This is a genomic window from Flavobacterium sp. C3NV (genome assembly GCF_046825355.2).
Lineage (GTDB): Bacteria > Bacteroidota > Bacteroidia > Flavobacteriales > Flavobacteriaceae > Flavobacterium.
In genome coordinates this window covers 47,643-68,595 of sequence record NZ_JBKQBJ020000005.1, presented here as the reverse complement: position 1 = coordinate 68,595, position 20,953 = coordinate 47,643, and the positions used below count along the sequence as shown (strand labels likewise).

20 protein-coding genes are annotated in these 20,953 nt (G+C 32.6%); all 20 read right to left on the bottom strand.

The genetic code is table 11. The features are described 5' to 3' along the window. Positions 1–166: 166 nt before the first annotated feature. Entirely contained in the window at positions 167–1,183 is a 1,017-nt protein-coding gene (locus tag ACIDC4_RS08925) for a sugar phosphate nucleotidyltransferase (protein WP_412042818.1), read from the bottom strand. 432 nt (positions 1,184–1,615) lie between these two features. After that, complete coding sequence (dut, locus tag ACIDC4_RS08920; protein WP_412042819.1) at positions 1,616–2,050, bottom strand: dUTP diphosphatase; 435 nt, start codon at positions 2,048–2,050, stop codon at positions 1,616–1,618. A 50-nt stretch (positions 2,051–2,100) separates the two neighbouring features. Then, positions 2,101–3,561 carry a lipopolysaccharide biosynthesis protein gene (locus ACIDC4_RS08915; RefSeq protein ID WP_412042820.1) on the bottom strand — a complete coding sequence of 487 codons (1,461 nt, stop codon included), beginning with the start codon at positions 3,559–3,561 and terminating at the stop codon, positions 2,101–2,103. Positions 3,562–3,655: 94 nt separating this feature from the next. Then, positions 3,656–4,102: a GNAT family N-acetyltransferase gene (locus tag ACIDC4_RS08910; RefSeq protein ID WP_412042821.1), complete on the bottom strand. Its 447-nt coding sequence runs from the start codon at positions 4,100–4,102 to the stop codon at positions 3,656–3,658. A 652-nt stretch (positions 4,103–4,754) separates the two neighbouring features. Continuing rightward, positions 4,755–6,275 carry an AAA family ATPase gene (locus tag ACIDC4_RS08905; RefSeq protein ID WP_412042822.1) on the bottom strand — a complete coding sequence of 507 codons (1,521 nt, stop codon included), beginning with the start codon at positions 6,273–6,275 and terminating at the stop codon, positions 4,755–4,757. A gap of 11 nt (positions 6,276–6,286) precedes the next feature. Then, on the bottom strand, positions 6,287–7,117 hold the full coding sequence (locus ACIDC4_RS08900) for an ATP-binding cassette domain-containing protein (protein ID WP_412042823.1): 831 nt from the start codon (positions 7,115–7,117) through the stop codon (positions 6,287–6,289). 2 nt (positions 7,118–7,119) lie between these two features. Then, on the bottom strand, positions 7,120–7,890 hold the full coding sequence (locus tag ACIDC4_RS08895; protein WP_412042824.1) for an ABC transporter permease: 771 nt from the start codon (positions 7,888–7,890) through the stop codon (positions 7,120–7,122). 47 nt (positions 7,891–7,937) lie between these two features. After that, complete coding sequence (locus tag ACIDC4_RS08890) at positions 7,938–9,752, bottom strand: OmpA family protein (RefSeq protein ID WP_412042825.1); 1,815 nt, start codon at positions 9,750–9,752, stop codon at positions 7,938–7,940. Positions 9,753–9,777: 25 nt separating this feature from the next. Next, complete coding sequence (locus ACIDC4_RS08885) at positions 9,778–10,899, bottom strand: hypothetical protein (RefSeq protein WP_412042826.1); 1,122 nt, start codon at positions 10,897–10,899, stop codon at positions 9,778–9,780. Positions 10,900–10,903: 4 nt separating this feature from the next. Then, a complete protein-coding gene (locus ACIDC4_RS08880) occupies positions 10,904–11,575 on the bottom strand; it encodes a hypothetical protein (RefSeq protein WP_412042827.1) in 672 nt (223 codons plus the stop codon). A gap of 396 nt (positions 11,576–11,971) precedes the next feature. Then, positions 11,972–12,832: an ATP synthase F1 subunit gamma gene (gene atpG, locus ACIDC4_RS08875; RefSeq protein WP_078006589.1), complete on the bottom strand. Its 861-nt coding sequence runs from the start codon at positions 12,830–12,832 to the stop codon at positions 11,972–11,974. Between the two features lie 90 nt (positions 12,833–12,922). Continuing rightward, positions 12,923–14,500: a F0F1 ATP synthase subunit alpha gene (gene atpA / locus ACIDC4_RS08870; RefSeq protein WP_053472983.1), complete on the bottom strand. Its 1,578-nt coding sequence runs from the start codon at positions 14,498–14,500 to the stop codon at positions 12,923–12,925. Between the two features lie 38 nt (positions 14,501–14,538). Next, positions 14,539–15,072, bottom strand: a complete 534-nt coding sequence (gene atpH / locus ACIDC4_RS08865; RefSeq protein ID WP_412042828.1) for an ATP synthase F1 subunit delta — start codon at positions 15,070–15,072, stop codon at positions 14,539–14,541. Positions 15,073–15,076: 4 nt separating this feature from the next. Then, complete coding sequence (locus ACIDC4_RS08860; RefSeq protein WP_230034128.1) at positions 15,077–15,577, bottom strand: F0F1 ATP synthase subunit B; 501 nt, start codon at positions 15,575–15,577, stop codon at positions 15,077–15,079. 89 nt (positions 15,578–15,666) lie between these two features. Next, on the bottom strand, positions 15,667–15,867 hold the full coding sequence (gene atpE, locus ACIDC4_RS08855) for an ATP synthase F0 subunit C (protein ID WP_026727281.1): 201 nt from the start codon (positions 15,865–15,867) through the stop codon (positions 15,667–15,669). Between the two features lie 33 nt (positions 15,868–15,900). After that, entirely contained in the window at positions 15,901–17,076 is a 1,176-nt protein-coding gene (gene atpB / locus ACIDC4_RS08850; RefSeq protein ID WP_412042829.1) for a F0F1 ATP synthase subunit A, read from the bottom strand. A 118-nt stretch (positions 17,077–17,194) separates the two neighbouring features. Next, entirely contained in the window at positions 17,195–17,608 is a 414-nt protein-coding gene (locus ACIDC4_RS08845; protein WP_488381134.1) for a hypothetical protein, read from the bottom strand. A gap of 38 nt (positions 17,609–17,646) precedes the next feature. After that, positions 17,647–17,874 (bottom strand): AtpZ/AtpI family protein, encoded by a 228-nt coding sequence (locus tag ACIDC4_RS08840; RefSeq protein ID WP_230034122.1) that lies wholly within the window; start codon positions 17,872–17,874, stop codon positions 17,647–17,649. Beyond that, positions 17,840–18,253: a bactofilin family protein gene (locus ACIDC4_RS08835; RefSeq protein ID WP_194615035.1), complete on the bottom strand. Its 414-nt coding sequence runs from the start codon at positions 18,251–18,253 to the stop codon at positions 17,840–17,842. Before ACIDC4_RS08835 ends, ACIDC4_RS08840 begins: the two co-directional genes overlap by 35 nt. 11 nt (positions 18,254–18,264) lie before the next feature. Beyond that, positions 18,265–20,877: a type IX secretion system periplasmic lipoprotein PorW/SprE gene (gene porW, locus ACIDC4_RS08830; protein WP_412042831.1), complete on the bottom strand. Its 2,613-nt coding sequence runs from the start codon at positions 20,875–20,877 to the stop codon at positions 18,265–18,267. Positions 20,878–20,953: the final 76 nt, after the last annotated feature.

Sequence of the window (20,953 nt, the reverse complement as noted above, 5' to 3'; positions counted from 1 at the left end):
TACAAATACTATAAATTAAGTTTCAACCCGAATTTCACTAATTTGCACCAATTTTTATGGCTTAATTTAGTTTTTGAAATTAATTTCACAAACTAAATTAGTGTCAATTAATGAAATTCGTGTTGATTTTGTAATTGTATCAAATGGCACCTCTTTAAACTTATATTTATTCTAAAACCGAATAATCACCAATGCTAATGCTGGTAAACTTACCATCATAAACAACGTGATTTCCTATCATAGCATTGTCTAAGTTAGCGTTTTTTATTTGAGAATAAGTTTGAACCAGACTATTTTTGATCGAACTATCGATAACATGACATCCTTTTCCTATTGAAACATTTGGTCCAACGGTTGCGTTTTTCAACACTACATTTTCGCCAATATAACAAGGAGGAATAATGGTTGAGTTTTCTAACTGTACATCATAATCTACCAAATGTTCTCCGTCATTGTGCAAAAATCCTAACATTCTTGAATTGGTTTCAACCGTAACATCTTTGTTTCCGCAATCCATCCATTCGTCAACACTTCCGGTTTTAAAAACTTTACCATTAGCCATCATTGCCTTAATCCCATCGTTGATTTGGTATTCTCCACCATTCTGGATATTGTTATCCAAAACTCCCTGAAGTTCTTTTTTCAAATCTCCAACTTCTTTAAAATAGTAGATTCCGATAACGGCTAAGTCGCTTACGAATTCTTTTGGTTTTTCTACCAATTCTATAATTTCGTTATTCTGATTCAGTTTTACAACACCAAATGCTTCCGGCTGATCTACTTGTTTTACCCAAATTACAGCATCTGCAGCAGGATCTAGTTCGAAATCTGCTCTGATTAAGGTATCTGCGTAAGCGATAACTGCAGGCCCGGACAAAGATTCTTTTGCACACATAATGGCATGACCAGTCCCTAACGGTAAATCCTGACGATAGATAGAAGCTTTTGCTCCTAAACTCCCGGCCAATTCTTCTAAACTTGCTACAAGATCATCTCCAAAAAAAGCAGGATCTCCTAAAATAAAAGCCACTTCTTCGATAGGTTCTTTTAAAATTTCAGCAATGTCTTCGACTAAACGATGAACAATAGATTTACCTGCAACAGGAATTAATGGTTTTGGAACAGTTAAAGTATGTGGCCTAAGTCTTGATCCTCTACCTGCCATTGGAACGATTATTTTCATTTTGTCTTTTTATTTTATTCGAAGATTTTAAAAAATCCTCTTAGTTTGGTTCTTAATTTTAACCGCAAAGGTTATTTGTTTTGTTTTAAAGTACAGAAACTGATTAAAGTGAGTGCAACTGAAAACTATTTAACCGCAAAATTCGCAAAAGGTTATTCGCAAAGATCGCCAGGTTATTCATTTCATTTTTAAGGTCGCAAAGTACAGAAACTGATTACTGTGATTGCAACTGAAAACTATTTAACCGCAAAGTTCGCAATCCCGATAGTTATCGGGGATTCGCGAAGTTCGCCAGGTTTATTCATTTCATTTTTAAGGTCGCAAAGTACAGAAACTGATTACTGTGACTGCGACTGAAAACTATTTTAAACGCAAAGTTCGCAAAGTACAAAAACTGATTAATGTGACTGTGACTGAAAACTGCGACTTAAACTACTTCACTCCGGTACTTCCAAATCCGCCTCCGCCTCTTGATGTTTCAGAAAGTTCTGCAACTTCAATCCATTCGGCTCTTTCGTGTTTGGCAATAATTAATTGTGCAATTCGTTCTCCGTTTTCGATTACGAATGCTTCATTAGATAAATTTACTAAAATTACACCTATTTCACCTCTATAATCTGCATCAACCGTTCCAGGAGAATTTAAAACTGTAACTCCTTTTTTGGCTGCTAATCCGCTTCTTGGTCGAACCTGTGCTTCGTAACCTATTGGTAATTCAATAAAAAGTCCCGTTTTTACAATGGTTCTTTCTAATGGTTTTAATGTTATAGACTCTGTTAAATTGGCACGTAAATCCATTCCTGCCGAAGCAATTGTTTCGTAGTTTGGTAAAGCGTGCTGTGATTTATTGATAATTTGTATTTTCATTTTTTATTTTAAAATATTAAAAATCGAATCGAATGTATTAAAACTCAATTCTACTTTCTATTCATAATTCCTTTGATGGTGTCTTTTTCGTTATGATAAACAAAATACATGAATGCTAATAATAACGGAACTCCAATAAAATAATTTTCTCTAAATCCGTAAAAAGAAATAGCCGAAAATACAATTGAAATTCCCAAATAAGCTCCAATTTTGTTCATATCATAAGGAATTGGATAATATTTGTTTCCTAATACGTAGGAAATCAACATCATGCTTCCGTAAGCTGAAATCGTGGCAATTGCTGAACCATAGTAGCTGTATTTTGGAATTAAAAAATAATTTAAAACCAATGTTACAATCGCTCCAACAATCGAGATGTATGCTCCAATTTTTGTTTTATCAGTCAGTTTATACCAAACCGATAAGTTGTTGTAAATTCCTAAGAAGAAGTTTGCTAAAATAATTAAAGGAACTACTTTCATTGCTTCCCAATAGGACTTATTGTCTAGTAAAAGATATTTTAAAACATCGGCAAAAACAATTACTCCTAATAAAATTAAGGAACCCAGAATAACAAAATATTTTGTGATTACGGCATAAGTTTGAGGCGCATTGGCATTTTTAGCATGACTAAAAAAGAAAGGCTCGATCCCTAATCTAAAAGCGGTTGCAAACAAAACCATAAACAGACCTAATTTGTAACAAGCTGAATAGGCTCCAACTTCTGATTTCGCTAAATTTTCAGGTAATAAATATCCTAAAAGAATTTTATCGAAATGTTCGTTAACAGCAAATGCAAGTCCGGCAACCAGAATTGGCAAACCGTATTTCATCATTTTTTTCCAAAGTACCGGATCGAATTTTCTTCCAAGCGAAAGATAATTTGGTGACAATACAATGAATGTAGCTAAACTTGCCAGTAAATTTGCAATGAAAATATAGGCAATCTGGAAATTCTCAACATATAAATTGTCCCAAACTGAGTTAGGATTTGCTGCAGCAAGTTTAGGCAAGTATATTAAAAAGAAGATATTCAGTAATAAATTGATGATTACGTTTCCTATTTTAATTGCTGCATAAACCATTGGTCTCTGATTGGCTCTAAGTTTAGAAAACGGTATTAAAACCAAAGCATCCAGAACTAAAATCCAAACGGTATAGGTAATATATTGTACATCGACTTCGGCAAGACTTGCTAATGTATTTCTAAAAATTAAAGCCGCAAATAAGAAAAGAATCGAGGACCAAAATATTGATATTGTAGAAGTTGCGATTACATTTTTCTTATCATCCTCGGCACTATAGAATCTAAAAAATGCAGTTTCCATTCCGTAAGAAAGAACCACATTAAAGAAAACCATCCATGACAAAACGATCGAAACCTCGCCATATTCTGCAGTTGGTAAAATACCAGTGTACAATCTTACCAATAAAAAACTTAGCATTCTTGGTAATACAGTCGCTAGTCCGTAAATAGCAGTTTGTTTGAACAGATTTTTATATAATCCCAAAATAATTTTATAATAAAGTTTGTAAAACAAAAATAACCAATTCTTTGGTTTATTATTGCTTTTGTAGGTTCAATAAAAAAAATGGTGTGTAATTTTATTGTGTTAATTTTTTTTCGTCTAATATTTTAACAAAATGAAAACCTTTTGGTCCGTAGCCCTGATTGTAGTAAAAGCGATGAGCGGCGAAATTTCCGGTAAAAGCATCTAAAACTATAGAACTACAATCCAGCTCTAAAGCTTTTTTTTCGATATAATCTGTTAATAATTTTCCTATTCCTTTAGAACGATGATCCGGATTTACAACAAAATTATCTATTTCGAGATATTTACCTGTCCATAATTTAGTAGCCGACCAACAACCCGTAATTCCAAGACAGTTATCTCCCTCAAAAACAGCGATCTGAATATAATTATGAGGTACCATTTCAGATAGGTAAGCCTCATATTTTTCAATCGATAAATTAGGATAAAGAAATCGCATGGTTTCTATTTGGTCAACCATTGCCTGTATGGTAGTAAGCTCTTTTACTTGTAATTTCATTGTAATAAAAATAGACATCAAAAATACTCAATTTTCTATTGCCTGTTATAAGACTTTATAACTGTATGTGTGAAATTTATAATAAAGTTAAAAAATTGTATAAATAATTCGAAGTACTTCTATATTAACTTTGTATCAAAGGAATGAGCAAAGCTAAAATACAACCTTTCAAAAAAAGCAAAGCATTGGGACTAATAAAGCTAGTTTGTTCCCACAAAAGACAAAGCAAAGGGATTGATTCTGCTGAAATGTAACCCTCAAAAAAACAGAGCATTGGGACTGATAAAGCTAGTTTGTTCCCATAAAAGACAAAGCAAAGGGATTGATTCTGCTGAAATGTAACCCTCAAAAAAACAGAGCATTGGGACTAATAAAGCTAGTTTGTTCCCATAAAAGACAAAGCAAAAGGGAGTGATTCTGCTGATATGTAACCCTTAAAAAAACAGAGCATTGGGACTGATAAAGCTAGTTTGTTCCCATGAAAGACAAAGCACTACAGAGGTGATAAATCTGTCAATAATTTTATAAAATGGTAACTGATTCTCGGTTTTGATTGAATTGAGAATCACCATTTTATAAGTTTAAAAATTAGAAAAACTAAAACTACTATATAAATAAAAAGACTCAACAAGTGATTGTCGGGTCTTTTTTGCTATTCCTCTATTTTTCCAAAATTAACGTTTTGCTGCGTCTCTTTCGGCTCAGGAATATCTTCTTCATTGAGTTGTTTGAGAGTCTTGCTACTAATTTTTTTTAATTTCACAATTCTATTTGCCTGATTTTGAATACACTTTTCAAATAAATTGCGAACTACTCTTGCATTGCCAAAACCTTCATCCTTACTGGCATACAGTAATTCAAAGGTATCTGTAAGTTTTTCTTTGGCTTCATCAGAAAGTATAAAATCTGATTTATTACAAAATGATTCAAAAATTTGAAGTAATTCACCTGGATTAAAATGGTCGAAATAGAAATATCTATTAAAACGAGAACGTAATCCGGGATTTGAATCTATAAAATTTTTCATTGGCTCTGTATATCCAGCGACCACAACAGCCAAATCTTCCCGACAATCTTCCATTCTCTTCAGTAATGTATTTACTGCCTCGGCCCCATAATCATTACCAAATGCATTTTGGGTTAACGAATAAGCTTCGTCAATGAATAAAACACCTCCAATACTTTCTCTAACAGCATTCTCCACTTTTGTTGCAGTTTGTCCTACATAACCTGCTACTAATCCCTCTCTGTCTGTTTCATACATTTGCCCTTTTGATAAAAATCCTAAATGCTTAAAAATTCTGCTTAAAAGTCTGGCTACTGATGTTTTTCCGGTTCCCGGCGGACCCGAAAAAACGGTATGTAAAGTTATTTCAACATTCTTTAATCCTTGTTGAGAGCGTTTTTTTTGTACTTCAAGTAAGTTGATAAGTTCAAAAACATCCTTTTTTACTTCGGCTAAACCAATTAATTCATTTAATTCTTTAAGGACTTTTTCCAGCGAATCTTCTTCAGGAATATTGTTTGTTTGTTTTTTATCCGTATTTGATTTGTTTAAATTCAAACCTAAATAATTGCTGAAAGCTATCGTATTTTCAAACATTTTATCGAATGCAAAATGAATAAAATTTTGATATTTAATTAAAATATCTTCTGTTTTACTATTCTTTTTTTCAGACAGTACTTCTGGTAACAAATACTGTTTTTGCTCTGCATTTGAAGTTTTTATTTTATTTCCTTCTTTTATTTTTAAAAGATGATTTTTAAAATCGGCTGTAAAAACCAATTGATTCAATTCGTTTATAGAACTTTCATCGGCAAAATGTTTATTGCGCAAAGCATCATAATAATACGCCAGAACAAATTGTGCTTTTTCACTTTTTATCTCCCTTTCTCTATCATAAATATCAATAATGTCCGAAAGAAAAAAATGTTCTGCCTTAAACAATAATCCATTAGAAAAAACGGGATTTACACGTTCATTGATCCTTTTAATAAAATCATTATCCTGATTTAATAAACTACAAATTTCAATGATACTTGTTGTCTCTTTATGTAAATCTGCAATAAATGAAGCCGTAAAAACGGCTTCATTAGGGTTTACATTTGTTTCTAAATATTTTTTTAAAGATAGAAACGAATCTTCTATAATCGATATCGGATTTTTTTTCATTTCATAATACTTTAAGAAATCATCATTTGATGGATAATTTCTTTTGATAATTTTAGATGATCTTCACAATAATCTTTCCAGGCCAATCCCATTTCTCTTAGATCATATTTAGCGACAATGGTTCCATATTGTTGCTGTTTACCATCAATGGTTGGATATCCAATAACATATATTACCTGAGCTAATTCAAGAGCGAGTTCAATATCGTGTGTAGAAAAAATGACGGTATTAAATTCAGATGAATTACCTAGCAATTCAAAAGCTTTCTTTACCTCTTCAATATTTCCAACGTCCAAACCTGAAAATGGTTCATCTAATACAATAAATTGGTCTGATGAAAATAATTGTTCAATAATGGCTGTTCTTTGTCTTTGTCCTCCAGAAAGTTCATTTGGATATTTATCTGCACAATTCTCTAGTCCCCATTCTTTTAAGTATACTTTTATTTTATTCTCCTTCTCAATACTTGACAGAGTTGATTTTCTCAAAGAAAACTTAAGGGCTTCGCTGACCGTTTTATGTCTAAACAAAGTATATTTTTGATCTACAAAACCTATATCGCCCTCACTTACTGATTTAGCTGTATTAGGTTCCGGGTTTTCGAAATCTTTAATTAAAATTTTTCCTGAAGTTGTAGAAACCAGCCCGGTAAGTGCCTTAAAAAAAGTCGATTTTCCTCTTCCTGATCGGCCAACAAAGGCCAAAACTTGTCCTGTACAATCATTATCTTCTCTCACTACATCTTTTTCGACGATATTTATATCTTTAATAATAATATTGTCATCGTATGCAACGCTAAGATTTTCAACATATAATAATGTTTCTTTAAATTCGTGTTTCATAATTATATTTTTGAATATCTAAAAATTGCTTTTCTTAAAAAATTTATACCTGCGTCTAAGCTTAAGCCTATTAATAAAATAATTATCTGCAGCGCAATGATTCGTCCTGTATTCATAAACTTATCTGAATTCTTGATTAAAAAACCGAGTCCTCCCGAAGCGGCAACAATAGATTCTACAGTAACGAGCATCATCCAGGTTATAGCAAGATTTTGTCTGATTACATCCATAACATAATCTAATTTTCCTAGAATTATAACTTGCCAAAGTACCTCCCATCTTGTACATTTTAGCATTTTAGCATGATCAAATTCTTCTTCAGGAATATCTTTGACAACGGCAATTAATGACGTAGTTAAAAATGTGGTTAGAAAAATTACTAAAATCCAGACTTGCATATTTCTTGCATCATGAATCACCATTGTAATATAAAATGAAAGACCTGTAAAAGGTAGAAATCTAAATTTTGTTACGAATTCAGAAACTGGCTTTAATAACGGAATTGGCCATAAATAGGCAAATACTAATGAAATTAATGTTGCCAGAAAAATAGAAAGGAAACATAATTTTAATGAATTAAAAACATGCACTACCAGCCCATCTTTATACAATTCTGTAAACCCCGTTAAAACCTGAACCGGAGACGGGAAAAGGTGTTTTTCGCCAGAAGTTGTTACAAACCAGGTAACAATCAATAGCAATAACCAAACTAATAAAATAATAGTTTTATTGAGTTTTGATGTTTTTTCAAAAGGAATAAGATATTTTATCATATTTATAGAAGAAGGCCATCATAAGACAGCCTTCTATATTTAAATTATTATTTCAAAAACGTAATCACCACACGTCTGTTTAGTGCTTTTCCGGAAGCAGTATTATTGTCTGCAACTGGATCATTTTGCCCTTTTCCGTCAACCATTTGAAAACGATTTTCAGGAATTCCTTTTTGTTTCAAATAATTTACAACAGCCTGAGCCCTGCTTTTTGATAAAACCAAATTAGAATCAGCATTTCCAACATTATCAGTGTGCCCTACAACAGTAATTTTAGTGTTTTCTGCCTGTACCAAAAGATTATAAATTTTCTCTACTTCTTTACTGGATGAGTTCGAAATTTCGGCACTTCCTGTATTAAAGTTAATCTTCCATTCTCCAGAAGCTATAACCTGAGTTGCCTGATTACTGTAATCTGCTTTATCTGCCGAAGTTGACTCGATATCATTTATATTTTTTAAGAAAAATAGATTTACTGCCTCATCATAAGGAACTACTGCTCCTACATTTTCATTAAATCCAAACGGATTCAATTCAGTTAAATATCCGGAAACCTGATTGTAAACTGATTTATATCTGTTCACTCCATCCGTTAAACCAAAATATTGCATTACATCTGCATAATTAAAAACTTTTGAACCTCCCATATTATAAGTCAGTCCATTTTTTGTTTCTTGCTGACCTTTGAACATTTTATACCAATATTCAGGAGTCTCCATCTGATAAGTATCAGCAACAGCCTTTGATGCTCTTACTTTCCAGTCTTCGTAATTTTTCATCTGGTTAGATGCAGTCAACGAAGATTTCAGAATATTAGAAACAATTTCAGGATTTTTTTCTGCCCATTCCTTTACTCCAATAACAACTGTTGGCATTTGATTGTTAAACTCTTTTGTAGAAACGATATCAACAAATCCGGAAAGTTTATCAAAAACAGTTTTATCACCGGGAGTCCATGTAGCACAACCGTCTATTTTTTTGTTTACCGTTTTTCCGGTTAATTTTCCATTTACAACTTCCTTAAGACTTACTGTCCAGCCTGTTGTTTGAGATTTAATTAATTCTTCTGCTGATTTAATATAATCATCATTTTCAGATGGATAAATATTCACCGCGTCTGCATCATAGGTAGCCGGATCCGGGTTAACTTTCAAACCGTTGGCAAAGCAATAATTTACTGTTGTAACCCAGTCACCATCTCCAAGAACTGCTGAAATTACTGAACCTTTCATGGATTTTGGATCTGATTTCCAATTTGGCGGACCTATCAATTTATCTTCACCATTACTCATTCCAACAACCCCCATAACTTGTACGTGATATTTATCTTTTCCGTATTTTTCGTTTAATGACTTTTGCATAGAACTGATATAAAAAGGCGCTCCATCACCCATCATCATAATAGCGAAAGCACTTTTGTTGGAAGATGGATATGTTTGCCCTCTATCAAATTCTTCGATAAATTTCATTTGCATATTACGTAACTCTGAAAGCCAGTCCTGACGAATTATTTCAAGATTAACTCCGTTTTTTTCCATCAAAGAACCTTTGGTTGTTTTTGGACCACCATTAGAAACAATAATTCCAGATTGAGCATTCCAGGCATAAGCTGCAATTCTAACTAATGGTTTTCCTGTAACTTCTGACGAAACGTCTGTAGACGGAAGTGCTATTTTTTCAGCATTTGTTACGTTATTGACATCCATTTGGTTAAGATCAATTCCGCTCAATTGCTTTGAAACTGCCGTTTTAATACCCGGAGATAAATAATAAACTCCACCCAAAATAGCACCAATTGCAGCCACTACAATCAATAATTCAGAAAACGTAGTTAACTTTTGTGTTCTTAAAATTTTTCCCATTATATATTTAAATTAAATTCTCTTATTAAAAAATATCTCCAAAACCGCCACTTGATAATTTATCTTCTTTGGTCATTTTATAATTAGGCCCTGAGTATTTTGTTGAATCCGGTATTGTATTATTTCCTGTTTTAATTTGATCGGCAAGTGAATCTAATCTTGAATACAGTTCATCGTTATCAACAGAATATTTAGATGTCAGAGCATCAATGTCAATTAAGTTTTCAGATGTTTTAGCAATATCCTGAGCAATGGTAGAAGTCACTACTTCTAAAGCGTACTCTAATTCCCAATCTTTAGTAAACATCATCGCACTTTTTGCACTCTCTGTTGCTTCTTTAGCATTTCTGGCAAATTCGTACTCCTTTTGAAGCATTTTAACGGTAGCATCAAAATCAGCAATTTTAATATCTATAGCTGTTCCGGCCAAAGTCAGCTTTCGATCCATTTTACCAAGAACATTTGCACGAACACCATATTTTTGGATAAAACTTTTACTTTGCTCGTATTGAGTTGAAATTCTCTGTGAATCACTCAATTTTTTTGCTAATTCACTCTGTAATGCAACATACTCATCTGTATCTTTTGCAGCTACACCGTTAATCTTAACCATTTCATCCATGGCTGATTTTAACCTTTCTGACTGACGTTGTAAACTCAATACATCATCCTGAAAAGATTTGGCTTCTTTTTCAGATTTATTGGCTTCAATCTCCATTTCATTTTTTAGCCCTTTTAACTTCGCCTTTGTGTTTTTAAAAACTTCGCGGTTTTTAATCATCTTTTGCTTTTGTTCTTCTAACTCATTAAAAGGATCACTTTGAATTAATGCTTTGTGAATATTTTTTGTAGCAAAACGAAGCGCTTTCATAATTACGGGAGCCATCATAACTAAAAAAACCAAAAAAACACCTGTGGCTGATAATGCAATAGCCTGACCAAGCATTGTAAACAATGGCGGAATTATATAAGTCCAGATCAGGTAACCTCCAACACCAAGTAAACCAAGCGCTAAGGCCAGAAATAATGATTTTTCACTACTTTTAAGCGCACCCGTTTTTAAGGCAATTTCTCCTTTTGACTCATCAAAATGTTTTAAAATTGGTAATGATAAAAGTGTACTTTTTTCTTGTTCGTACTTATCCATATTTTTATAAGTATTGATTTATACCTGTTATTACAGTATTTATTGATGACATAATTTTTTCTTTTGCTAAATCATTAGCTTCGATTTTCAATTGAATTTCTGTAAGCTCTTTTCTATTAGCAGGATCCATCTTTTGAAGTTCTGCTTTTTTTGCCTCTAATTCTTTTTGAAGCTGCACGATATTCGATTCTAAATCGGTTATACTTTTAGAAAGGTTGTATTTGTCTTTTGCAATATTATTATCAAGCTCTTGCTTTTTTGCTTTCCCAACTACATTATACTTTTCATACACTTTCTCAATTTCTGCGATATAGAAATTTGCTTTTTGCAGCAGAAAATCTTTGGTTAAATCTGAGTTTATAGATTTACCCATTGTAAAAGCCATTTGATAACTCTGCGGATTTGTAACACCAACTACTAATACCGATTTATATAATTCAAAAAAATCAAAGCCGGGCTCATTTAATGATTCAAAGCCTTTGTCATACACTTCAAAAATTTCTTTTAAAAATGGATTTGCTGAGGAGTCTGTAGTATATGTCTGTTCAATTTGTTGAGGGAATTTATTTTCCGGATTTAATGAAACCGGTTCTTCTGTACGAATGACTGATGAAGTACTATGGCTATCATTATCGTTTACGAAAAGACTCTTCCAGTTAAAATTTTCTTTTGCCATTGTCTTTTGATTACTAGTTCATGTCATTCTTACAACTAAAAATGACATTATTATATGAAAGGCAAAAATATACTTTTAAATCAAATTATAAAGTTTTTCTTTCAAATAAAATAAATGTTTAACAATTTATACTACAAAAAAAGACTGTGAGAAATAAGTAGATAAGAAACAGCTCTAAACATCTTAATAGCTGCGGTTTACAATAAAGAAGAAAAATAATACAATAATAAAATAGAGGGCAAGTAAATAATTCTAGTTGCAATCCCTTAAAAAATAGGATTGCAAAATTAGAATTACTTTATTTAGGAAAATTAAAAGGAAAAATTAGTTGAAAATATTATACAAAAAAAGAGCCGACAATTACTTGTCGGCTCTTTTTTATATGTCTTGAATAAATTATCCGTTCAAAGCTTCTGCTCCACCAACGATCTCAAGGATTTCGTTTGTAATAGATGCCTGACGTGCTTTATTGTAAGTCAATTTCAATTGGTTTCTTAATTCAGTTGCGTTGTCAGTTGCTTTGTGCATTGCTGTCATACGCGCTCCGTGTTCTGAAGCAAATGAATCACGAATACCTTTGTACAATTGTGTTTTTAATGATTTAGGAATCAATGTTAACACAATTTCTTCTTTTGAAGGTTCAAAAATATAATCTCCTGTAGAAACCGGTACATCAGATTTAATTGGTGCCAACGGTAAAAATTGTTCTGTTTGAACGATTTGTGTTGCAGCATTTTTAAACTGATTGTAAATCAATTCGATTCTGTCGTATTCTCCAGATAAAAATTTCTGAGTTAAGTTATCAGCAATTCCGGCAACATTTTCAAAAGTTAAATGATCGAAAATTGCATTATGGTGACCGTGAACTTTATGAGATTTACTTAATACATCATTTCCTTTTTTACCAATAGGAAAAACATCAACTTGTTTTCCGGCATAAAAAGCAGAACGATTTTTAACCTCTTTAATAATATTTGAATTGAATGCACCACATAAACCTCTATTTGAAGTTATAGCTACAAGCAATACTTTTTTTACTTCACGTTGTGTTGTATAATCTCCTCCAACTTCACCATCAAGTGTAGCAGAAAGGTTTTGCAACAACTCCGTTAATTTCTCGGCATAAGGGCGCATTGCAGTGATTGCATCTTGTGCTTTCTTAAGCTTTGCAGCAGAAACCATTTTCATTGCCGATGTAATTTGCATCGTCGATGAAACGGAAGTAATTCTATTACGGATTTCCTTTAAATTTGCCATCTATTAATTAGAAAATGTGACAATTTGAAAATTAGATAATTAGAAGAATGTTGAAACACTTTCTAATTATCTAATTGACCAATTATCTTATTAGTTATATTTTGCTGAAATTTCTTTTGCTGCTTTTTCGATAACATCAGTAATGTTGTCATCTAATTTACCAGCTTTCAAAGCGTTAAGCGTATCTTTATGTTTACTGTTTAAGTAAGCTAAGAAATCAGCTTCAAACTCTTTTACTTTATTTACAGGAACGTTTCTTAATAAGTTTTTAGAACCTGCATAAATAATAGCTACTTGATTTTCTACAGTATAAGGATCATTTAAACCTTGTTTCAAGATCTCAACGTTTCTTTTACCTTTTTCAATTACGTTTAAAGTAACTGAATCCAAGTCAGAACCAAATTTAGCGAAAGCTTCTAATTCACGGAATTGAGCCTGGTCTAATTTTAAAGTTCCTGAAACTTTTTTCATTGATTTAATCTGAGCATTACCTCCAACACGAGATACAGAGATACCTACGTTGATAGCAGGACGAACTCCAGAGTTGAACAAATCTCCATCAAGGAAAATCTGACCATCTGTAATCGAAATTACGTTTGTTGGGATATATGCAGAAACGTCACCAGCCTGAGTTTCGATAATTGGTAAAGCAGTCAATGAACCACCACCTTTTACGATAGACTTGATAGAATCTGGTAAATCGTTCATGTTTTTAGCAATTCCGTCATCAGCAATTACTTTACAAGCACGCTCTAATAAACGAGAGTGTAAGTAGAAAACGTCTCCAGGATATGCCTCACGTCCCGGTGGTCTTCTTAATAAAAGAGAAACCTCACGGTAAGCAACAGCTTGTTTAGATAAATCATCATACACAATAAGTGCTGGACGACCTGAATCTCTAAAGTACTCTCCAATTGCAGCACCTGCGAAAGGAGCATAAACTTGCATTGGAGCTGGGTCAGAAGCATTAGCTGCAACAATAACTGTATAAGCCATTGCACCTTTTTCTTCTAACATTTTAGCGATTCCTGCTACAGTTGAAGCTTTTTGCCCAATTGCAACATATATACAGAATACAGGTTTTCCTGCATCGTAAAATTCTTTTTGATTTAAGATTGTATCGATACAAACAGTTGATTTACCTGTTTGACGGTCACCAATAACAAGCTCACGTTGTCCACGACCAACCGGGATCATAGCATCTACTGCTTTTACTCCTGTTTGTAATGGCTCAGTAACTGGCTGACGGAAGATAACTCCAGGAGCTTTTCTTTCTAGAGGCATTTCGTATAAGTCTCCACCAATTGGTCCTTTTCCATCAATTGGAAAACCAAGAGTGTTTACTACACGTCCTACCATTTGCTCACCTACTTTAAGAGAAGCGATACGTTGTGTTCTTTTTGCTGTTGATCCTTCTTTGATTCCAGTTGATGGTCCTAAAAGTACCACACCAACATTGTCTTCTTCAAGGTTCAATACAATAGCTTCAAGTCCGTTGTCAAATTCAACTAACTCACCATATTGTACATTCGATAGCCCGTAAATACGAGCAATACCGTCTCCAACTTGAAGTACTGTTCCTACTTCTTCTAGCGTAGCACCAGATTCAAAACCTTCTACTTGCTTTCTTAATATTGCTGAAATTTCAGCAGGTTTGATTTCCGCCATCTTAATTTATAATTTAGACACTTTTATGTGTAATAAAACTAATTACTTAACTCTCTTTTTAATACCTGCAATCTGTTTGCAACAGAAGCATTGTATTGTTGATCACCTATTCTTAAAATAAATCCTCCAATGATTGATGGATCTACTGTATTTTCTATTGTTATTTTCTTATCTGATAATGTAGCAACTTTTTCCAGAACTTTAGCTTCTAAAGCTGCATCCATAGGAACCGCTGTTGTAACTTTTGCTACTTCAACTCCATTACCTTCATCAAATAATTTTTTATATTCTAAAGCAATTGCTTCCAGAATTTCAAATCTTTTGTTTTCAAACAATAAATGAAACAAACCTTTGGTTACTTCATTTACATCTGCAAAAACTTCTAAAAGAGCACTTTCTTTAACTTCAACTTTTGTAGTTGGGTTTTGGATAAATGTACTCAATTCCAGATTTGTATCAATTGCTGTTGCAATCGACTTCATATCGTTATTGACAGCTTCGGCAACACCTTTAGAGTTTGCTAAGTCTAGAATTGCTTTTGCATAACGAATTGCTGCTCTTGTACTTGCCATAATCTTAGTTTAACTTTACGTCACCTAACATTTTCTCAACTAATTTAGTTTGAGATTCTTTGTTAGATAGTTCTTCTTTCAATATTTTTTCAGCAATGCTTAATGATAAAGTAGAAACTTGTAATTTCAATTCAGCCATAGCAGCATTTTTTTCACTTTCGATAGCCGCTTTCGCCTGAGCGATCATTTTTTGACCTGCTTCTTGTGCTTCGTTTTTAGAATCAGCAATCATTTTCTCTTTCATCTCACGAGCTTCTTTTAGCATCGCGTCACGTTCAGCACGAGCTTCATTCAAAATTCTTTGATTGTCAGCTTGCAAGTTTTCCATTTCTCTCTTTGCATTTTCAGCAGAAAGTAATGCATTTTTAATACCTTCTTCTCTTGCGGTAATAGATTCCATAATTGGTTTCCAGGCAAATTTTACTAAAAGTAAAATTAAAACCAACAAGATTAAAGCTTGCCAAAAGAATAAACCGAATGAAAAATCGTTAATTAACTTATCCATTTTATAACTATATTAAATATTTAATTTCTTTTTTTAAAAGTAACAACACCTTTAACCAACCGTTAAAGATGTTGCTAATTTTTTCTTTATTAGTTTTTTCCTAAGATTAAAGCAGCAAATGCTAAACCTTCTAATAAAGCCGCGATAATAATCATCGCAGTTTGAATTTTACCAGCAGCTTCTGGCTGACGAGCAATAGCGTCCATAGCAGATCCACCGATTTTACCTAAACCTAAACCTGCTCCGATTACTACTAATCCAGCACCTACTAAAGTTGGAATTGTTCCCATAACTATTTATATATATAAAATTAAACTTCTAAATTAAATGATTGCAGTTTCATCTTCGTGATGATGTGCGTGATCATGATCCTGAACAGCCATACCAATAAACAATGATGATAACATGGTGAAAATGAATGCCTGTAAAAATGCAACTAAAATTTCGATAACAGAAATAAATAATGTTAATCCCATAGAGATTGGCAAATCTGCAGCTAAATTTTTACCTACAAAGATCATTGCGATCAAACTCATAATTACTACGTGACCTGCAGTAATATTTGCATACAAACGAATTAATAATGCAAATGGTTTTGTTAATGTTCCTAACACCTCGATTGGTGCAAGAATAATTTTCATTGGTACAGGAACGCCCGGCATCCAGAAAATGTGTCCCCAATAATCTTTGTTTGCACTAAATTGGGTAATGATAAAAGTAAACATTGCCAAACAAACTGTGATTGCAATATTTCCTGTAACGTTAATTCCTAGTGGAGTCATACCTAATAAGTTTAACACCCACACAAAGAAAAATACGGTTAACAGGTAACCCATATATTTTCTGTATTTTTTCTCTCCGATATTAGGAATCGCAATTTCGTCTCTAATGAAAATGATAAGCGGTTCTAATACTCTGCCAAATCCAGTTGGGATTGGTCCTTTTTTATATGATTTTGCTAAACCAGTAAACATTATAAATAATAGTACTGCAACAAAAAGCATTGACACTACATTTTTTGTAATAGAAAAATCTAATGGCTTTTCGTTTTCAGGATGTCCGTGCTCATTAAAAGTAATGGTACCGGCAGCATCTGTTTTGTAGATTTTACCGTGAACTAGTTTGTAGAAGTTTCCATCAACTTCTGCAACTTCTTCACCGTGGTGTAATTTTGAAGAAGAGAAAATTTTCAATCCTCCGTCAATAAGAATAACTGGTAATGAGAAACCATAATGTTTATTTTCTTTTTCATCTGAAAAGAAAACAAAATCATGAGAATCTTGTAAGTGATGATCAATAAAAGCGTCTACTTTAGCTTTTGGATCCAGAGCTTCATGCTCACCTTCTACAGGAGCGTTATGCGAAATTACTTTCTCTTCATGAGCAGTTTCAGTCTGTACATGCGTTGAGTCATTCTCTGAATTTGCAAAACTCATTACTGGAGAACAAGCTACTAAAGCTGCAAGAATAAATTTGAGCGGTTTGTTTGAAATCACCATATCTGTTAAAAATCTTATTTTTTACGTTTCTAAAATTTGGTGCAAAGGTACATTTTTTATTAATATTCAAAAGGATATGAAAAATTATTTTTGAACCCTTTTTTACAGAATCCCCATTTTAACGCTTTTCATTTAATAATCGGGCAGTTAAAAGCGTCTCAAATAACAAAAACAAAATAAATGTTATAAAAAAACTGATTTTTTCAACCATAACCTCTGCACTATGGTTTTCTAAAATTGGTCTTAAAATTAAATATCCTATTAACATTTGAGTAAAAGTCCCGAACAGGAAAGCCATCCCGACAATCTCAAAATTCTTCTTTTTTACTATTAATAATATAAGGTATAATAATCCTGATAATCCGAAAAAAATCAAATACAAAAATTCTATACTATAATAAAAGGTTTGCGTATTTAAATCTAACATTAAAAAAGCTGCTCTATGCAAAACATAAGCCGCCAGAGCAAAAAAGAATAAATGTAAAATAGATTTGTAATTTTTTGAAAGCATTTGAAAAATAATTTTATGCAAAGATGCACTTTTTTATCAAATGCTTTCAATGACAAAAATCACTTTGTCTTATTAATGTCGTTAACCTGACGAATTACATTATATAAGGCAAGCCCAACACCTAGCATTACAAAGATTGTATTGTAGTACACTTTTGGACTTGGATGATTTTCATCTAACCATGTTCCGAAGTAAGAGAACACGAAAATAATAAGTCCCATTTGAACGGGAATATTAATAAGTGGCATCCATTTATTCCTTCTGTTTTTGTTCGGTTCCTTTTCCATCTTTTAGCGTTACTTCTTTTGGATTATTTGTTAGCATCGTACAAGTAGCCGTAAAATCTGCTCCTGGTTCGATAGACAGTTTTCCTACAGCAACTTCGCCATGAATTTGTGCAGATGCTTTTATATTAAGGACTTCTAAAACTTTGATTTTTCCCTGAAATTCACCTTCGATATCAGCATTATTGCAAACAATTTCTCCTCTTACAACGCCTGAAGCGCCTATAACTAATTTTCCTTGCGAAGTAAAGTTTCCTATCAATTCGCCGTCTAATCTAAAATCGGCTTTAGAAACAATATCACCTATTATAGAGGTGCCTTCTACAATTCTATTTGTTTTACCTAAGAGTTCTGTTCCGTTTTTTTTAACTTTATCAAACATGATTATGGGGATTATGGGGTTTTGGGGGCTAAGTAGGCTTCGAGATTTTTTTTAATTTGAATCAGCTTATAATTATCACTCGAGATAATAATGGGCTGATTTGGTATCAGATATTTTTTATCATCCCTAAAAACTCCCGAAACATCTTTGGCATAAGCCTCTGATTTTAAACCATGAACAACTATAAAACTTTCTGTTTTGTTGTATCTGTCGAAAGAAGTGGTTAATCTCTCATAATTTTCAACTAACAAAAATACTTTAATTGCTTCTTCGATTTTTTTACGGGTTTTTGAATCGTTATTAGGAACTAAATATAAAATTTTCCAGTTTTTATTATCAACTGTTGTAAAATCCATTTTTTCTAAACCAGGAATTTGCTTCTCTAAAATTTCTCTTGCATTTTTACCTTCATCACTATTTGGATAATTATCCGCAACGTTCTCTAAACCGCTTTTGTATGCTGCAAGACCATTTACCTTTCCTAAAGTATTTGCTTTTAATAATTCATATTTAGAAACAATTTCGTCACCAGAATATTGATTGATCAGATTGTCAATATTATCCAAAACGGTATCAAACTGTTCTTCCTGAAATAGTTTGTACCATTTTTGATACTCTTTATCTGCAGATGCTAAATCTTCTGAGTTGGTATTGTTTAAGATTTGTGCATATCTCGAATTTGGATATTTAGAACTAATATCCATTTTTATAGCTTCTGCTTTTGCCGGATTTGTAATTTGGTATATTTTATACAAATTATACATCGATGGCAAAATCAATTTTTCTTCCGGATTGTTTTTTAATAATTGCTCTAATTTGGCACTTGCCAAATTATATTCCTTAAATTTCTCTTTATATATAAGTCCTAATTGGTAATATGCGAAATTACGTTCCACACCAATACTATCTATTGCTAACTGTGTTTTTGGAAGCTGTTTTTCGTAAAAATCTGTTGTATATTTTTCAATAACAATAGAATCTTTTAGTTTATCTGCCGCTTCCTGAGCAATACTTAATGAATCGTTCATTGCAGCATTATTAGCCGATTTTATTCCAGCCAATCTCCAGTTTCCGCCCAAAGTCCTGTTACCCCACAATTTCTTGAATTGCAATTTTCCGTAGGCAACTGTTGTTGGATTATAAAAATAAAAAGTACTTGCAGTATTGTTTCCTGACGGAGGTATAATTCCTTCAGGATCAGAAGGTGGTTTCCCGATAGAGTTTGGATTTACCGCTGTTGGCTCATTACCCAAATTTGTATTACGGTCTATATTGGCCAATCTTTCCTTTTCTTTTTCTTCTAAAATACGTTTTGCTTCATCTTTCTTTTTAAGCTCTGCAATGTAATTTTCAAAATACAATTTTCTGTCGGGTGCCGGTAAACCGTATACCTTAATTATACTATCGTTACGTTTTGCAATTCCTTCGTACTTAATTACGTTATCCAGATTTTTTCTGTTTTTTTGGATGAACGCATATTCCCTGGTTTTAGGATCCAGTTTTACCAATGTACTGTCATAATATTTGGCAGCCATTGTATAATCTGTATTTTTAAAATACATGTTCCCAATATTTCGATAAGTCGAAGCTACTAAATACGGATCTTTAGATTTCCTGAACAATGATTTATTATAAAATATCAGCGCACTATCCTGTATTTTATAGTTATCATAAAAAACACCCATTTGATAAAAAAGAATATCATAATAAGGTCGGTTTTCACGGTCTGTAACTAGATTATTAAATGCCTTAAGAAACAGTTGCTTATTATCCTTATTGTAATCAAACATTTCGGCTTTTTTAGCATAAGCATGCATCATATATTTACGATCGGCTTTTCGATTCATATCGATTACGCCATCATAAAAATAATTTGCACTGTCTTTTTTTCCGGCTTCCTGATACATTTGGCCTAAAATAAAGCGGTAACGCGCTCTGTCTTCGTTTACTTTTGTAAATTCTTCGGCGATTCTAAGTTTGGCAACGGCGCTGTCTTTTTGTTCTAAATTTAAAAAAGCTTCCGATAATAAAGCATTTGCGTCTGAAAAAGTCTGTTTATCTAAATCTGTATTTTTTAATAAAAGTTTAATGTTCTTTAAAACAATAGCGTCATTTCCTAAACGCATATTTGTTTTTTCGCGCCAGATTTTTGCTGTATAAATATTACTGCTATTAGGATATTTATATAAGATATAATTGAATGCTTCCAGAGCCGGAATAAAGCGCTGATCATAATATCGCGCTTTTCCAAGCATTAAATAAGCTTCGTCGATTTGGGAATTTCGCTCTCTTCCTCCAATATTCATGGAGTGTTTCTGGATGGCTTTTGTTGCCTTGGTTTCTGCCCTTTCAAAATCAGGATTCTTAGCTTTTTCTTCTTCAGAAAAATTTTCATCAACCTGCATTTTTTCGATAGGCAAAGTCTTCCAGAAATTATCCTGATCATTGGCCTGTATGGATTTTAATCCTTTATCAAGGCCAATACCGCCGTTGTACAAAATATTATATTTTGTACTTAAGGCATGTGAGTTTCTGGCCAGAAAAGTGTTTTTCTTGGTAGAACAGGCTATCAAAAGAAACAAAAAGACCAGAAAAAAACTATATTTAAGAGTATTCTTTTTCAATAGAAAAGAGTTTAAATCAATTAACTTCTAAAATGTACTTTTAGTATATTGACTTGTAAAAATACGCTTCTTTTTG

Coding starts and splice junctions, on each gene's coding strand:
- ACIDC4_RS08835 (WP_194615035.1), bottom strand. CDS start 18,253: ATGTTTGATAAAGTTAAAAAAAACGGAACAGAACTCTTAGGTAAAACA.
- ACIDC4_RS08905 (WP_412042822.1), bottom strand. CDS start 6,275: ATGAAAAAAAATCCGATATCGATTATAGAAGATTCGTTTCTATCTTTA.
- ACIDC4_RS08895 (WP_412042824.1), bottom strand. CDS start 7,890: ATGATAAAATATCTTATTCCTTTTGAAAAAACATCAAAACTCAATAAA.
- ACIDC4_RS08860 (WP_230034128.1), bottom strand. CDS start 15,577: ATGGATAAGTTAATTAACGATTTTTCATTCGGTTTATTCTTTTGGCAA.
- atpA (WP_053472983.1), bottom strand. CDS start 14,500: ATGGCGGAAATCAAACCTGCTGAAATTTCAGCAATATTAAGAAAGCAA.
- ACIDC4_RS08925 (WP_412042818.1), bottom strand. CDS start 1,183: ATGAAAATAATCGTTCCAATGGCAGGTAGAGGATCAAGACTTAGGCCA.
- ACIDC4_RS08900 (WP_412042823.1), bottom strand. CDS start 7,117: ATGAAACACGAATTTAAAGAAACATTATTATATGTTGAAAATCTTAGC.
- atpH (WP_412042828.1), bottom strand. CDS start 15,072: ATGGCAAGTACAAGAGCAGCAATTCGTTATGCAAAAGCAATTCTAGAC.
- dut (WP_412042819.1), bottom strand. CDS start 2,050: ATGAAAATACAAATTATCAATAAATCACAGCACGCTTTACCAAACTAC.
- atpG (WP_078006589.1), bottom strand. CDS start 12,832: ATGGCAAATTTAAAGGAAATCCGTAATAGAATTACTTCCGTTTCATCG.
- ACIDC4_RS08880 (WP_412042827.1), bottom strand. CDS start 11,575: ATGGCAAAAGAAAATTTTAACTGGAAGAGTCTTTTCGTAAACGATAAT.
- ACIDC4_RS08890 (WP_412042825.1), bottom strand. CDS start 9,752: ATGGGAAAAATTTTAAGAACACAAAAGTTAACTACGTTTTCTGAATTA.
- atpB (WP_412042829.1), bottom strand. CDS start 17,076: ATGGTGATTTCAAACAAACCGCTCAAATTTATTCTTGCAGCTTTAGTA.
- atpE (WP_026727281.1), bottom strand. CDS start 15,867: ATGGGAACAATTCCAACTTTAGTAGGTGCTGGATTAGTAGTAATCGGA.
- ACIDC4_RS08885 (WP_412042826.1), bottom strand. CDS start 10,899: ATGGATAAGTACGAACAAGAAAAAAGTACACTTTTATCATTACCAATT.
- ACIDC4_RS08910 (WP_412042821.1), bottom strand. CDS start 4,102: ATGAAATTACAAGTAAAAGAGCTTACTACCATACAGGCAATGGTTGAC.
- ACIDC4_RS08840 (WP_230034122.1), bottom strand. CDS start 17,874: ATGGAAAAGGAACCGAACAAAAACAGAAGGAATAAATGGATGCCACTT.